At 71.2% G+C, this 16,014-nt stretch carries 4 protein-coding genes; all 4 read right to left on the reverse strand.

Translation table 11 applies throughout. The features are described 5' to 3' along the window. Window positions 1-28 precede the first annotated feature (28 nt). From FZ938_RS13015 to FZ938_RS13030, 4 genes are read right to left on the reverse strand one after another with little or no spacing between them, the layout of a single operon-like run. Window positions 29-1,702 (reverse strand): AAA family ATPase, encoded by a 1,674-nt coding sequence (locus FZ938_RS13015; RefSeq protein WP_188093913.1) that lies wholly within the window; start codon window positions 1,700-1,702, stop codon window positions 29-31. After that, on the reverse strand, window positions 1,699-11,469 hold the full coding sequence (locus FZ938_RS13020) for an RNaseH domain-containing protein (RefSeq protein ID WP_149198910.1): 9,771 nt from the start codon (window positions 11,467-11,469) through the stop codon (window positions 1,699-1,701). The genes FZ938_RS13015 and FZ938_RS13020 overlap by 4 nt, the downstream gene beginning before the upstream one ends. After that, complete coding sequence (locus FZ938_RS13025; protein WP_149198911.1) at window positions 11,456-14,872, reverse strand: ATP-binding protein; 3,417 nt, start codon at window positions 14,870-14,872, stop codon at window positions 11,456-11,458. The genes FZ938_RS13020 and FZ938_RS13025 overlap by 14 nt, the downstream gene beginning before the upstream one ends. Continuing rightward, entirely contained in the window at window positions 14,872-15,972 is a 1,101-nt protein-coding gene (locus tag FZ938_RS13030) for a restriction endonuclease-related protein (protein WP_149198912.1), read from the reverse strand. The genes FZ938_RS13025 and FZ938_RS13030 overlap by 1 nt, the downstream gene beginning before the upstream one ends. Window positions 15,973-16,014: the final 42 nt, after the last annotated feature.

The following is a 16,014-nucleotide window of genomic DNA, read 5'->3' on the forward strand; positions in this document are numbered from 1 at the left end:
TTTCGATGATGGCTGGGATGCTGTCCGGTCACCGGGACGGGCCGGAGGCGCCCCCCGGTGCGTCTCCGGCCCGCTGGACCCGGAAGTCCACAACCCGCACGTTCGGCAGGCCGTCGCCCTCCAGGATGTCCGGGAGGCTGTCCTCGAACAGCCTGGCGTGGCCCTCGATGAGGCCGGGCTTGTCGGCGCGCCATCCCGCCATGGCCAGCTTCTCCTCCAGCGGGCGGTCGACCACCACGTACTCCACGGGGATGTCGGGCGGGGCCAGCAGGGCGTTGGCGAGCCGGTCCTCGCGCCTCATGTTGGTGGCGTCGACGACGACGGTCCGGCCGACCGACAGGCGCTCCAGGATCTCACGGCGGATGCGGTCGAAGACGGGGCTTTGGTCCCCGGCCATGTCGAGGGAGCCGTTGAGCGACCTGCGGATGGCGTCGGCCTCGACGATGTCACTCTCGGCGAAGCGCCGCCGCGCCCAGCGGGACTTCCCGGCCCCGGTCGGGCCGACCATGAGGACCAGCTTCTGCCCGCAGCGCGGCCATTCCCACGCGGCGCAGCCGTCAGGGAAGCTGTGGCCGATTTCCTCCCACAGGTCCGACGCCCTCCGGATGAGAGCACCGTCGGCAGGATCGTAGTGTGCCATCCCCCTGCGCACGGTGATGCAGACCGAAAGCAACGCCGCCTCCTTCGCCGGGAGGTCGGCCTTGATCAGTGCATTCAGGTCGAAGAGTTCCAGCGTCCACGGGTCGTCGTATGTGACCTTCCGGCCATTGTAGTCCTTGACGATGGGCAACTGAGCGCGGATGCGGTCCTGGTACTTGGCGACGAAGGCGTTGCGCATCTGGTCGAGGAAGGGGAAGACGGTGCGCACTTGCCCGCGCCATACCCTCTGGGCGATGGAATCGTGCCGCTTGGCCGAGGAAAGCGCCGCGGTGTGAACCCACGGAGCCCCGTCCCACCGATCGACCATGCCGTTCTCCCAGCACGGACGCTGGCCATCGAGAACGTCCGGCAGGGCGGCCATGGTGGCACGAGGGTCGATCTGCTGCTCGACGCTGAGGTCGGCGAGGAGGCGGGCCATCGAGGGATCCCACCCCGTCATCTCCGTGATCACCGAGGCAGCCGTCCGCGACGCGAGGCTGTCGTCCGGCCAGCCCAGGAGGGCTTCCACGAAGGTCTGGGTATCGAGGCGCGAGACATGGCCGCTCCAGCGCAGGTCGCGGTCGACTGCGGCGCGGGCGTCGCTCGGGGCAATCCCCGGCGGGAACACCACGGCCAGCGACGGCGGCATCATGCGCGCGCGGCGGGCGCGTTCGGGGGGAACCTGCCGCAGCACGTATGCCCAGCGCAACCATTCCTCCGGCAGGATCCCGTCCACGAGGATGACCTTCCCGGCCAGACGCGGGGTGTCGAGGAGATCCGCCACCGACCTGACGCCGGAGATTCCCTCCCCTGCGGACATGGCCAGCACGGTGGTGGGCGAGCGCCCCCGCAGGCCGGGCGAGGCATCGACCCGCAGGGTCGCCGAAGCGGTCGCGGCCTCCAGGCGACCGGCGAGCGCGTCGAGGAGGCCGTCTGGGCGTCGGCCGGGCAGAGTGAGGCCGACCACGCGGGCCTCCGCCCCGAGGATGGCCGCGACGGCCAGGTCGAGGAACCTGGTTGGTCCGGCGAGGCTGAACCAGTCGAGCGAGCGCCAGTCCGTCATCGCGTGCCCTCCATCGTCCGCGCGGACTTCAAGACGGCGTCCAGGAGCGGGTTCAGCGCGTAGAGGCGGCCCTCCTCCTCGGTGACGTGGTCCAGCGCCTCGCCCTCGAGCAGGCCCATGAGGACGCCGAACTCGACCACCTGCCGCCCGGTGAAGCCCGCGGCTGTGGGGACCTCGGGAAGGATGACCGCGCCGATGTCGCTGGCGGTGATCCGCCCGGCCTTGTCGAGCCATTCGGGGATGCGCAGGAAGACCTCACGCATCGGCTCGACGAGGCCGAGCTCGGCAATGGTGCCGGGGTCGGCGAGCATCTTCTCGTGATGCTTCTCGACGCGGCCGGGGAAGCGGTCGCGCGTCCCGGCGGTGCCGAGCAGGTGCGTCATCGGCTTGTTGAAGCCGCCGGTCTGGCGCCTCAGGAGGTCGGCGAACTGCTCGGTCGGCAGGTTCGCGTGGTTGAGGCTGTGCGCCACCATGGCCGACGACCAGGTCTGGAGGGGCATGACGCGGACCTGCGGGTGCAGGGAGCGGGTCTTGTCGTCCGATACCCAGCGCAGGGCGCGGTTCGGGCCGCCGACGAAGGCGACGCGGACGCGCCCGTTCGGCCCGCTCACCGCCTGGCTGCGGAGGACGGGTTCGATCCAGTCGAAATCCCAGTTCGTCCTGGCGTCCGCCACGTACAGGACGCTCTCGCCCTCCTTCGGCCTGACCCGGCCGATCGCCTCCCTGAGGTCGGCGGAGCTCCCCCACACGCGCGCGATCACCTCGACCTTGGTGCCGTCGGAGACGAGGGGACCCGCCGTGGTCATCGCGGCGCCGACCATGGAGACGTCGGACAGTTCGTTACCGAAGACGACACGGACGAGGGCGGCCGTCGGCGAGGGAGCCTCCAGCGTCAGCAGGTCGTGTTCCTGTCCCAGCGTCAGCGGGCAGGTGTATCCGGCGGGAATCTTCAGGACGTCGGACTGGTTGAGCGACCGGCGCATGGAACGCGGCTCGAAGACGGGCGGGGCCGGGCGATCGATGAACTCGACCAGCTTCGCCAGCACCTTGTCGTCGTTGCCGAGCAGGCGCAGGACGGTGCGCGAGCGAAGCGCCCACGTGTCCTTCCCGACCCGGCGCAGCACGCCGAGGCCCTCCATCTCGTCGAGTAGGTCCTCGACGGTGGAGAGCCGGTTGACGTGCTGGAAGGCGGCGGGCCAGTAGTTGCGGGCGGCGTCCATGACCTCGACCGCCGTCACCCCCTCGTCGACGCGCCCGGCCGCGATGTCCTTCAGCGCGTGGTCGGCCATGATGTTCGCGATGAGGGCGTAGCGGTCCTCGATCTTGCTGATGGTGTAGTCGAACATCTCCCCGATCTCGTGGGCGATCCGCTCATTCTCCAGGGCGGCGCGGACATGCTCGGCGGTGATGGTGTCGAGCGGCCGGGAACCCTGCGCGACCTGCCGGGTGAGCGCCTCGAGGAGGCCCTTGCAGAAGGTCTGCACGAGCACCGGGTAGTAGTTGCAGTGGCTGAGGATGCGCCAGACGTCCTCGCGGTTCTCGAAGCGGTAGCCCATGGCGGCGAACGGCCTTGTCACGAGGAGCTCGGCGTCCTTGAACTCCTCGTGCATCAGCGGGCCGATGCGCTGCGGGTCGGAGGCGATCTGCTTGAGCGGCGGGTTCTCGGTGTGGACCAGCCTCGTCACGTTGTGCAGGCCCGCCAGGACGAACTTGAAGCGGCGGCTGGAGTTGTCCATCAGTTGCTGGAGCCGGATGAACTCGCGGAAGCCGTTGTCGCGGGCGTCGGTCTCGATGAAGCGGTCGGCCTCGTCGAGCAGCAGCAGGATGCGGCGGCGGGTGTCGGCGTCGAGCCAGGCCATGACGCCAGCCGCGAAATCGGCCGCCGTCGACACCGGCTCGCGGAACACCGTGGGAAGCTCGCGCGAGGCGTATTCCCAGATCCTTGCGGGCAGCGTGTTGTTGCCGATGTCGAGGATGTTGGCGTAGCCCACCGCCATGCCGCTGGCCGGGTCGTGCTTGGTCGCCTTGATGTGCTGGAGGAGCGCCGTCTTGCCGAGGCGGCGTCCGCCGTAGACGATGCAGCTGCCCGACGGCTCCACGAGCTTGCGGTACTCGGTCTCGCGGCCGAAGAACATCTCCCTGGGGACCGCCTGGTTCCCGTAGTCGCGGTAAGGGGCCGCGAACGAGAATGGCTGGGCGCACTCGAAGATGGTCAGGGGCCGGAACTCGGGCTCGGACAGGGCGAAGAGCAGGATGGCCTCGTCGATGACCAGCACCTTGCGGCCCAGCTTGATGCTGTTGGCCGCCAGCTGCCGCCGCCGCTCGGCGTCGACCGGCGCCGCGACGAAGACGATCACGCCCATGACGCCGGTGCTGTCGCACAGCCCCGTGAGCTCGGCCTCGGTGGGCATCTTCGCGACGATGCAGACGCGGTAATGGCCGCCGGTCTGGCTCCCGAAGTCGGGCAGGAGCACGCTCTCGAGATCCGTGGGGATGCTCATCTGCATCGCTGTCACGTAGACCTTGCGGCTCAGCTTGGTGAGCTTGGCCTCGGTCGCCTTCAAGGCGACGGTCAGGCCCAGGCGCTCCAGGAAGCTGTGGAGCAGGCTGGTCACGTTCTCCGTGAAGTTCCCGGCATGGACCTTGGTGCGAAGGTTGCGCCACTGGGACAGGATGTCCAGGGCGTCCTCGCGCCCTCCCTCGGGGATGCGGGAGAACGGCAGTGCGTCGAGATCCTGTCCCTGCGCGATGCAGTCCGCCACCGCCTCGAGACCCGGCGCGGCGGATCGGGAGAGGGCGGTCGGCACTGCGGGGAAGAAGGCGCGGAAGCGCGTGTTCGGCGAGGCGGCCGTCGTCAGCTTCCGGCCGTCCCGGAGGAAGTCGAGGTATTCCTGGGCGGTCATCAGGTCGTCCTTGCCGATGATGCCGCGGACGTGCCTGGCGTCCTCCTCCCCGACCTGACCGGCGGCCAGCATCTCGTCGACGCGCCTGAGGAGATTCCCCCGGCGCTCGGCGGCGAGGCGCGCCACCCGGTCGCCCACGTCGTCGAGGACGACCTGCGCCGAGGAGAAATCGAGGATCACCTCTCCCTCTTCCGCCTCCGAACGGGAGTCGATGTCGGGCGCCGCCGGGAGCGCGTCGATCTCGATGCGGTCGAGGAGGGACAGCATCGCTTGGGCCTCGTCCGCGTCCGCGAGCATGTCCATGCGCTGCACCCGGTCGACCATGCGCCGGGCCTCGGCGACGCTGCGTCCCATCTCGTCGCGCCGGGTCTGGACGTCGACCTCGGCGATCTCGCGCAGGCGCCCCCGCTCGTCCTCCGGCACGCCGTGGAATGCGGCGCATTCGACGAGCAGGCTGGCGGCGACGAAGGAGTTCTCGTCCAGCCGATCGCGCACGGCCCGCTCCAGCGCCTCGGTGCGTTCGCCCGGCGGCGGCAGCAGGGGGACGGGAGCCTCCAGGATGGCGCTGGTGACGATTTCCGGCTGGTACGGCGACGGCAGCCAGGAACGTCCGTAACGAAGTCCCGGCAGCCAGAGCAGGGGACCGTGCAAGGCGAGCAGGTGGTCGACCGGGCCGGGCACCGGCGCGTCCCCGTCAACAGCGAGGCGCATCCGCGCGAGCATGGTCGTGGCGAACCCGGCGGCGGCTGCGATGAGCGGGTCATCGTGGTCGGTCATCCCGGAGATGGCCGTCTGCGCCTGGGTCAGGCCGGTCAGCAGGGCGTTGCGGATTCCCTCCACCAGCTTGCGCTGCATCGGGTTCCGTATGGCCGGAGCCGCCTCGCGCGCCTGGACGAACTCGGCGCACCGCGCGGCGAGATCCTGGATGTTGGCGAGCAGGCGCTCGCGCGCGTCCCCGTCGATGCCCTGGATCTTGGAGTGGAACTTGGCTTCGGTCTCGTCGAACATGAAAATGACGGCGCTGCGCTCGGCGTAGGTCGCCGCGAAAGTGCGCGCGGCATCCACGGCCTCGCGATCGCCGCTGCCGAGGCTCTCCTTGAGCTCGCCGAGCAGCCCGTCGCCATGCACCAGGGCGGCTCGAATCCGGTTCCCGAGGCTGAAGCGGAAGTGCAGGCCCGCGATGTGGTCGATCTTCTCGATCGCCGCGGCCAGGCACTCGTCCCCGTAGCGGTCGTTCTCGGCCGCTCGGCTGACGGCCCGCAAAATCGCGGGGGTGAAGCCGATGCCGGACCGCTCCGCCTCGGTCAGCGCGTCGCGCAGCGGGTAGATGTGCTCCTCGAGGCCGGTGGCGACGCCGTTGATTGCCTCAAGGATCTTGACGGCGGCGCTGCCGGGATGGAACAGGGCCATGGCGGCGGTGGCGCCGAACAGGACGATGCGCCGGGCGGCGGCCACCTCGTCGGGCACGGAGGCCGCCCCCGGCTGCACCGTCCCGGCGCTCGCGAGGACGGCCTCCAGCAGATCGAGGAAGGCCGGGTTGCCTTGAATGGAGGCGTGGTTGATGTGACCGGCGACCGCAGCGAGCCTGAGTTCGGCGACCGAGAGACCGAAGTCGCCATTGGGGAAGATGCGCTCGGCGGCGAGCAAGAGGTGGTGAGCGAGCCCGAACTCCTGTTCTGCGAACAGCACCAACAGCTTGTTGCGGATCGACGCCGCGAGCGGATCCTCGAACGCGACGTCCAACGCTTCAGGGGCATCGGCGGCGGCCTCGGCCGGTTCGCCCGCGGCGTCGATTGCCGCCGGAGCCATGGCCGCGTCGGCCGCGATCACGTCCGCCCCCTCCGCGGCCAACTCGTTCGCCAGTTCCAGGGCCGCGTCGAACTCCGGCCCGAACTCGTCATCGGACGGAACGGCGGAAGCCGTCGGCTCCTCGGCCGGGACGTCGCGCCCGGAGCCGGGCTTCTCGTCCGCGGCGGTGCCGTCGGCCTCCTCGGCGGGTACCTCGGCAACATCCAGCAGGTCCGGCTTGCCGGAGGCGCCATTGCCTTCCTGCGTGACCGCCACGGCCATGGCGGTCTGGGGTTCGTCCGCCGGAGGCGTTTGCGGACGTGCGCCACCGGGCGCCGATGCGGTCGCTGCCGTCGGACGCGGGGACGCGGGGGTGGCCGCGCCATCAGCGAGCAGGGCGGCCGCCTGGCGGACAGCCTCCAGGCCGGAGAGGGCGAGCTTCACCCCACGCTCCTTGGAGGCGGCGGCCTCCCCCAGCTTCTTGTAGTTGCCCATCAGGGAGATCGCCCGGTCGCGCTCCTTGGCGGCCTCGGCCGCTGCCTCGCGCGCCTCGGCGAGGGCGTTTCCGGCGGCGGCGGCGGCCTCCTCGAGCACCAGCGTCACGGACGGGAGGTCGACGGGTTTGGCCTCCTCTGTGTCCGCGATGTCGACGAGCGTCACGGCCATTGCGCCCATCTCCTCGATGAGCGGCGCGACGTCGACCAGCTTCGGCTTGGCATCCTCCCAGTCCCGAGCCGCGGCGCGCGCCCTGTCCAGCACCGGGGTCAGGGCAGCCAGGGCGCCGTCATCCGGATCCCCGGCCGCCGCGACCGCTGCCAGGAGCGCCACGTCCAGCAATGCCCGTTCCCAGGCTTCCCGGGCGACTTCCAAGGGCGTCAACTCGGGCTTCTCGTCATCGGCTTGCCCGGCCGCGTCATTCTCTTCCATGGGGTCCTCCTCGTGGGAGGGTGCCGCCTCGACCACGGCGCCGACTTCTGCCGGGGCCGGTTCGGGCGAAATGCCGTCCGGCTCGCCGGGGGGAGTCCCGGCGGAAGGCGCCTCTTCGTCGCAGGCAGCCATCAAGGGGATGTCCGTCGCGGTGGCCGACGGCACCGCCGCGCCGACGGCGGAGGACGGCAAGACCGTGCGCTGCTCCACGATCTCGTCCTTCCAGGAGAATTCCTTGTAGGCCAGATGGTCCTTTGCGACTTCCAGGAAGGGGATGAGGTCGCCAAGCACGTTCTCATGCTCGGTGGCCATGTCGAGCAGCTTGTCGTAATACCCGCTTCCGTGACATCTGAGGTAGATGTTGGTGGCGGCGATGTCCGCCTTATCGGCCTCTATCAAAATCGGGGTGGATTCGCTCAGTTTGGCCGGGTATGGCTGGCGGAGACGTTTGCTCAAGTTCAAGAGCAGGCCGGAAACCTGCGTCCTGAATGGGCCGAACAGGCCGTAGTCTGCCAGCTTCTTCGGGTTCTTGACCTGACGGATCGCGGCCCTGGTGACGGCGCGGACGAAGCCGGGATAGCGCAGGCCATCCAGCATCAGGTCAAGGAGCGCCTCTTGGGTCGGCCGCTCCTCGGGCCATCGGAAGCCTGAGATGAGCTCGATCTCCGCACGCGCGTTTTGGATTTCACGAAGTGCCATGTTCGAGATCGAGATCTTCGGCCTCAACCAGTCCCGGGTGACAAAGGCCGGGATGGGAAGCACGGGTTCCCTGGCCTTCGCCACCCAAGCCGTCCCCGTCTGCCCGTTCGTGCCCATGTCCTCGTCCTCCGTTTCTTCCTGTTCCCACCGCGTCCATCCACCCGGCGCGCCACCTGCTCCGGCGCAGGCGATTGCCGTTTGCGCCCCGCCGAGCGCCGTGCTCGATCTCAGGGCGCTTAGCGTCTTCGGGACGGCGAATGCCGAAAGGAGCTCGGCCCACCGATCGCTCCCGACCTCGGGCGGCTGTCCCGTCGACATCGGCCGCGCCAACGGGAGGACGGCGGCGCCCGGCTCGTCCCCTCCCGGCCCTTCGCTCTCCCCCAGCGCCTCGCTCTCCGGGTCTGGGCCGCCGGTGTCCGGGTCGACCGCGGCCCCGTCGGGGGCATCGTCGCCGTCGTCTGGGTCAGATGCCGGGGTTCCCGGCCCCCCGCCTCCGTCGTCGTCCGGGTCGTCGCCGCCCTCGTCATCCAGGGCGTCCTCGGCGTCCGTCTCGTCCAGGGCGAAGCGGGTCATGTAGTCGCGCGCCTTGGATTCGAACGAGAGCGGGGCCGGGAGCGTGGTGGTTGCCCCGGTGTGCCCGTAGCCGTAGCGCAGGCTGGCCACCAGGTGGGCGATGCGGTCGGGGTCGTCGCCCTCGGCGCAAGCCGCCACCGTCACGTCGATGGGGTTGGGCAACCGGTAGAGGGCCTTGGCGATGTCGAAGACGTGCCGGGTGAAAAGCCCGGCCGCTGATACGCCCCGCGGAAGGGCCAGCCCCTTCTCCTTCTTCGCCGGGAAGAAGGAGTGGAGGTTGCGGTAGACGCTGAGGCCGCGCGGGATCGACATCTGGAAGTAGCCGGAGGTGATCCAGTAATGGACCCCGCGCCCTGCCGGGGCGTCGGACAGCCGGATCGCGCGCGCGGTGATGGACGGGCAGTAGCGGTCGACGAACTCTCCGGTTGCCTCGCCGGTCGCGGCGTCGACCCGCTCGTAGCGCGAGGTCTTGCGCTCGACGACGCGGCCAGCGCGGCCGGTGCGGACGCGGACGATGCGGGTGCCCGGCCAGCGCGAGGCCATGTCCACGCGCTCGCCGCCGATGGTGACCGCGTCGCCGATCTCGCGGTCGGTCAGCCAGGGCCACAGCGAGGCGGCGCTGGTCGAATCGATGAGGACGAGGGGGCGGTCCCCGGCGAGGGCGGAGTCGTCGATCACGGTCCGCACGAACTTTTGGAAGGAATCCCGCTCGACGTTGCGGCCGTCCCCCAGGCTCGCCGTTACCTCGGGGCTGGCTATGCGCTTCATCGCCTCGAAGAACGGCTCCCAGGTCTTGGTCCACAGCATGCGGCCGTCGTACCAGCCGACGCGCGCGGTGGTCCGGCCGGTCGCCGCGTCGATCCGGGTGGCGAGGCAGACGCGCCCGCCGCCCGCCCCGTACCGCAGTCGGGCCTGGGTCACCACGGAAATGCCGACGATGGCGCGCGGCCGGTCGGCCTCGCTTGGGAAGAATCCCTTGAGCAGGCTGGACACCTCGGAGACGAGGCCGGAGTGCCCGAACAGCAGGTCGTAGACGCCTGACTGGATGCGGTGGAGGTAGTTGGCCAGACCGCGCCACCCGGTCTCCGGCGGCCGCAGGTACTGCACGTTGGCGTCAGCCGCCGAGGCCAGGGCGTAGCGACCGGCGAGCTTGTTGACGGGGTCGTCCTTGCGCCGGTCGTACCAGTCGGTGGCCTGGACCAGCGCGTGGCAGCCGCCGTGGGCGCTGGCCATGTCGGACGCGAGCGTCTGCCAGGCTGCGACCCGTGCGGCGAAGCGCTCCGCGGCCTTCCCCGCCGCCATCGGCAGGTCCGCCCGGGGGCCGTGGACCCCAGCGGGCAGCTGGTGCTCGGCGATCTCGACGGCGTGGCCGAACAGACCGGTGACGCACGACCTCATGACCTCGCGCTCGCGCTCGGTGCGGGCGACGAGGGCGACGACGGGACGCCCGCCGCCGAAGGCCCGGCGGATGCGGTCGCGGTTGGCCGCGCGGATGTCCTCCAGCACGCCCCTCGCCTTGAGGGCGGCCTCAGGCTTGAGATCAGGCACCTCGCCGCCGGTCATCAACCTGCGACAGGCGTCCTCGAGGGCCTCGCCGTCGAGGTGGTTGCGCCCCAGCGAGATCGCGACGTCGGCGATCATCATGTCGGCCTGGAACGCCTTGTGCTGGTCCTCCGCGCGCTTGGGCACGCGCTCCTTTACCACGACCTCCCGAACGGTCATGGGGCGGAAGCCGTCCGCCGCCAGCAGGCCCGTCACGGCGTCGAACAGGTCGAGCAGGTCGCGCGTCGTGGCGCCGCCCCCGACCGGGTGGGAGCCGCCCAACTGCGGGGAATAGGGAATGCCCACGAAGACCCCGCGCGCCCCTTGGGCGGCGACCATCCCAGCGAGGTCGGCCGCCAGATCCTGCCGGACGTTGAGGGCCTGGATCATGAAGGCGGGGCTGAACGGCTCCTCCGGCACGCCGCGCCGGACCGGCGTAGTGAAATCCACCGCCACCGGGGCGCCCGCCCGCCCCATCACGGTTCCGGACAGGGTGCGCAGGCGGCGGAGCTTCTTGGCGTCCGGCACGGCGTCGTACCAGCGGCGGCGCGAGGCGTGCACGGTGACGACCGGGGTGGCGAGGTATGGCCTGCTCTCCACCGAGAGCGTGGCCACCATGGAGTAGAGCCCGCCCGTCGAGGCGGTGGCGGGCCAGGTCTGGAAGCTGACCTCGTTGGCCGAGGACGAGGCGCGCACGACGCGGTGGACCGGCCCGAGGCCGTCGAAGAGCTCGCGGCCCTCCAGCCGCCGGGCGACGACCTGGAGGATGCTGTGCTTCACCCGGTCGAAGCCGCCCTGCTCGCGGAGCCGCTCGCCGAGGTCGACCTCCAGTGTCTCGGCGGTGAAGGCGTCCGCGGGGGTGGCGAGCGCGTGGACCGCCTCGACCATCTCCTCGTCGATGCCGACGCGGTCCGCCCAGGGGCGCAGGACCATCGTCATCCAGGTCCGCAGCGCCGAGGCGGCGAGCGCAACCGGATTGCGCGCGCCGCCGGGAACCGCTTCGGCGTCGAGGAAGGGGAAGCCCTCCTCCCGTTTCCAGGGCGCGCCGAGATCCCGCGCGAGCAGAACCGCCTCGGGGATCTGCGCCTGGAGGGCCGCGCGCAGCGAGGCGTAGGGCAGAGAGCGACCCTCGGGCTCGCCCGAGTCCGCGGCCAGCCTCGCGAGGCCGCGCAGGCGGGCCGCCATGAGCGGGGACCAGGAGACCCGGACCGTGGCGACGGGGACGCTGCCGGTCGGCTCGACGGTCAGGGCGCAGGCGACCGGCTGGATGCTGCCCGCGCGGCTCCCCTTGACCGCGCGGTAGAGCGGGGGAAGGTCGGCGTCACTCGTCGTCAAGGCTGGCTCCGTCGGGGAAGCGGACCCCGGAGCAGCGCTCGAGGGGATGCAGGAAGGGTTCGTAGAGGGCGCGGTAGACCTCGCGGTCCACCGGGTCTGGGTCGTTCACCCGGGCGCGCAGGATGTCGCGCATCATCACCAGCATGCTGGTCTGACGGCCGTCGCGCCGGGACGGGTCGCCCGACGCCGAGACCGGCGCCCAGGCGGCGTCGGCGAAAATCACGCGGGCCTTGCAGCCATTGCGCATGGCGCGACCGATGGTCTGGAGGACGTCGACCATGATGTCTGCGGTGAACGGCTCGGCCAGCGGGCCGAGGCGGCTCGCCTGGACGGGAAAGCGAAGCAGCTGGCGGGCCGTCGCCATCAGCTGGCGGCGGGCGTCGGTCCAGGCTGCGGAGACGGAGCGGAGCGGCATCGCGTTCGGCAGGTGGGCGGTGTCGAAGGCCAGCGTCCCTGCCCCGGCCAGCCCCGCCACGAGGTCGAGGCTCTCGGTGGCAGGATGGGGCCTGGTCATGAAGACCAGCGTGCCGAGCAGGGCGTCGCGGCGGCGCGGGCCCTGCTCGAAGACGATGTTCACGCCGCGGGCCAGCGCTTTCATGGGGAAGACGAGCGCGTCCCAGTCGTCGCGCAGGCCGAGGCGCTCGACCTGGGCCGCGGTGATCCAGTCGCCTTCGTTGCCCGGCGGCGTCTGGTCGATGACGGCGACCACGCGGTGGGCGAGGTCGGGCCGGGTGCGCCGCAGGTGCTCCTTGACGAGGCGGACCTGGGCGTAGCTGTTGACCACGAAGCCGACCTTGCGGCCGGGGTCGAAGTCGCGGGTCATGGCGACGGCGAGCGGATCCTCGCCGGAGAAGTAGTGGTCGGTCATCCGGCGCAGGATGCGGTCGCGCTGGCCGAGCGGCGCGCCGCTGAAGCGCAGGACGCGCGTCGGCTCCTCGGGATCGGGGATGGGGGCGAAGGCGTAGGCGCTGTCCCGCCACCCGGCGTCAGCGCCCGCGCGGCGCAGCACCAGGTCGGGGCCGACCGGGATGTGGAAGGTCGGGCTCTCCGCGAGGAAGGAGGTGGCGCTGGCCAGCAGCACCGCGGGCCCCCGCCGGTCGGGCTGGGCGGCATCGTGGCGCAGCAGGTGGTGGAGGCGGTATAGCAGCGTTCGGGGCGCGCCGCGGAAGGAGACGTACTGGAGGCGGGCGCTGGGGCGGCCGCCCCCCTCGTCCATGTGGAAGCGGATGCCCGACAGGCGGCCGATGAGCGCCTCGGGGACGACGCGGGCGAGATCCTCGGAGATGCCCTGGCGGAACAGGGGTTCGCTGTGGATGCCCTCGGCGACCATGGCCTGCTGGGCCGGGACGAGGGCGAGGAACTGCATGATGACGGTGGTCACGCCGACCAGAAAGCGGAAGAGCTCGGCACCGGTCTCCGGGCCGAGGCCCTCGCGCGGCGGGACGAGGGCGAAGGTCGCCCTGCGCATCTCGTCGACGATGCGGTCCTTGCGCGTCGGGAGCGGCTCGGAGATCCAGTCGCGCACGAGGGCGGCGACGCGCAGACCGGCCCGCTCGACCTCCTCGCGGCTGATGCCGAGGTTCGCCGCGACCTGCTCGGGGTCGAAGTCGTACTGGTCGAGGTCGGCGTCGACGTCGGTGCGACGGAACAGGGCGGCGCGCACGCAGCCGTCCCAGAAGGCGCGGATGGCGTTGAAGCGGCGCTCCTCGGCGAGGCAGGCCGCGGGCGGCAGGGCCGACGGATCCTCCGGGCAGAACAGGGCCGTGATGACGTTGTTGCCGGTAACGAAGGTGTCCTTGAAGCGTGACAGCGGACCCTCCGGGCCGTTGCGCTGGCGGTCGCGCTGGAGTTGGAGGACGAGGCTGTGGTTGAGCTCGCGGAAGTCGCTGGCCGCCATGCTGTACTGGCGCAGGTTCGACGCCGTCATGTCATTGCGGCCCGCCGAGAGCGGCGTGAAGAGGTCGCGGTTGAGCGCGTGCTCGTAGCTGTCCTCGCTGCCGGTCAGGTCGAGCGAGGAGATGGCCTTGCGGTCGAGGACGGCCTGCGCCCCGTCGGCCTCGTCGACGACCACGAGGTCGGCGGTCATGGCGACGGCCTCGAAGTGGCGGATCTGGTCGGCGGCGAAGTGGGGGCTGATGCGGGTGTCGAGCGACAGGACGTGGCCGAGCCAGATGCGCCGGGAGGTGAGCTCGCGGGGGGCCTTGAGGCGGCCGCACCAGCCCGAGAGCGGGCACAGGTGGTTGCTTTCCTTGGCCTTGGGCGAGCCATCGCGCTTCAGGCTGCGCTGCCGCACGGTCGTGCAGGGCGGCGCCAGGTGGGGGAACTCGTGGCCGCCGTCGGGGTCGGTGTCGAAGGCGCCGAGCGCGCAGTTGAGGGCGAGCAGGTCGGCGCCGGGCGCGGTGCGCCCGAACCCCCGCGCCTCGTCGGAGGCGATGCGCTCGCCGAGCTTGCGGGCGTGCTCCAGCCGGGCCTGCGGCGACTGGCCGACGAGCAGGCCGACGTCGGCGCCGTAGAACCGGAGGTCGCCGAGTAGGTTGAGCGACGCCTCGATCGACGGCAGGAGGACGACGGTCCGATAGCCGTTGGCGTCCAGCCAGACCAGGAGCAGGACGATGAGCGTGGTCTTCCCGGTGCCTGGCAGGCCGATCAGGTGCTTCAGGCCGTCGAGGCGGATGGTGTCGGCCTCGACCAGCACGCCGGTGGCGCGGTCGGGGGCCAGCACATGGAACTTGCGCTCGCCGGTGGCCTCGCGCAGGCGGGCCGCCCAGTTTCCGCGCGGCCGCTCGGGGTGGGCGGCGTCGAGGGCGTCGAGGCGCGCGGCCACGGCCTCAAGGTCGGCGAGCGGCACGTCGATGGGGCCGCGCGGCTCGCGGCTTAGGTCGTGCCGGGGCGGCCCCGGCGGCGGCGCGACCGCCGACAGGTCGACCGCGATGCGCTCGGCGCCGTCGGAGGCGCCGGTCGTCACGTGCATCGGCCGCGCCGGGTCGGCCACCGGGATGGCCCAGCCCGCGAACGGCAGGCCGCCGACCAGCGCGCGGACCATGTCGGCTACGACATGGTCGGTGCCGGAGCGGCGGCGGAACGGGTAGTTCGGCCGCTCCGGGTCGATCTCGTAGGGCGGCTGCGCGTAGTCGTCGTCGAACTCGTGAGCCTCCTCCCAGCCGATCGCGTCGTGCACCGTCTGGCGCAGCTGGATCTCGGAGGAGGCGGTGACGCCCATCTGGCGCAGCGAGAAGGCCGCGGCGGCGAAGGCGCGGGCGTTGGGATGGTCGAGGACGGACCCATAGCCGGACATCAGGGTGGGGATGTTCGACAGGTCACGCTCGCCAAGCAGGGTCTCGACAGCGGCGCAGAGCCACTGGGCGGCCAGGGCGCCCACGTATCCCTCGGACTTGGTCCTCATCAGGAGAACTCCCGGATCGCCTGGGAGGAGGTCATGAACTCGAGCGCGTGCTGTCCCTGGTAGGCGTCGCGCAGCTGCTGGAGGTAGCGGGGGTTGAGGTCCAGCTTGTCGTCGGGCACGGCCAGTATCCGGCGGGCGAACATGTCGAGGCGGCCGATGGAGCGGCTGAGCCTCGCCGCCAGCACGACCGGGCTGGCATAGGTCTTGACGTCGATGCCGATGTCCAGCCCGTCCACCCCGACGTCGGCGGCGTCGGCCTGCGGGTAGAGGACGACCTTCCGCCCCGCGGCCTTCAGCGCGTCGTGTATTCGGATCTCGTCGAGGCCGGGGCCGACCCAGTAGGCGAGGACGGCGTTGGTGCCGAGGCGCCAGAGACCGGGGGCCTCGACGTCGTCCCGCTTGGCGGGCGTGGGGTTCGCGAGGCGGCACTGGCGGATGCGGCAGCGGCCGTCCGGGAAGCTCGCGGCGTCGCGGTCCGGCCAGAGCAGCGAGCCGCAATGGGCGCAGCGGCGGCCGACCCCGCCGTGGAGGGCGGCCTGCGGGACGGGGCGGTAGAAGGACATGATGATGCGCGCGGCCGCGGCATGCCCGCCCTCGACGAGGAAGCGGTGAAGGTCCTCGTCGCGGACGGCCGGGTTGCGGACCACGAACTCGCGGATGCTGGTGTAGGCCCGGCCACGCTCGCGGGCCGGGTAGTCCTTCAAGGCCATCCGGAGCGCCTCGTGGTGGATTTCCTCCAGGGCGGCGGCCTCCGAGCCGCCCGCCCGCGCCAACTCGCGGCAGTCGGCGGTGGGGACGCCGAGGTCGCGCTCGACGAGGACGACGTCGGCATGGCGGAACGGCGGCCGGAACTGCGGCAGGCCCCAGTCGCGGAAGGGTCCGCAGGCCAGATCCATCGCCGTGTGGACGCTGGCCCCGAGGTCGTCAGCGATCCCGGCGGACAGGGAGAGACCGGAGAGCATGGACAGCGCGCGCCGGGCCGCAGGCGGCAGGGAGGCGTCCTGCTGGACGGCCGAGCCGTCGTTGGCGGCGCGGTCGTGCAGGTCGCAGAAACCCTTGGCGAGCAGAACCGCAGTGACTTCGGGGGATGCTTCGGCCATAGTCGCCTTCAGCCAGTGGAAGGGCGAACTTGATCGGATAAC

It is taken from the genome of Azospirillum oryzae, from assembly GCF_008364795.1.
GTDB lineage: Bacteria > Pseudomonadota > Alphaproteobacteria > Azospirillales > Azospirillaceae > Azospirillum > Azospirillum oryzae.

What these genes read in the sequence shown, in the direction of transcription:
- FZ938_RS13025 (WP_149198911.1), bottom strand. Translation starts at nt 14,872, where the DNA reads ATGAGGACCAAGTCCGAGGGATACGTGGGCGCCCTGGCCGCCCAGTGG.
- FZ938_RS13015 (WP_188093913.1), bottom strand. Translation starts at nt 1,702, where the DNA reads ATGACGGACTGGCGCTCGCTCGACTGGTTCAGCCTCGCCGGACCAACC.
- FZ938_RS13030 (WP_149198912.1), bottom strand. Translation starts at nt 15,972, where the DNA reads ATGGCCGAAGCATCCCCCGAAGTCACTGCGGTTCTGCTCGCCAAGGGT.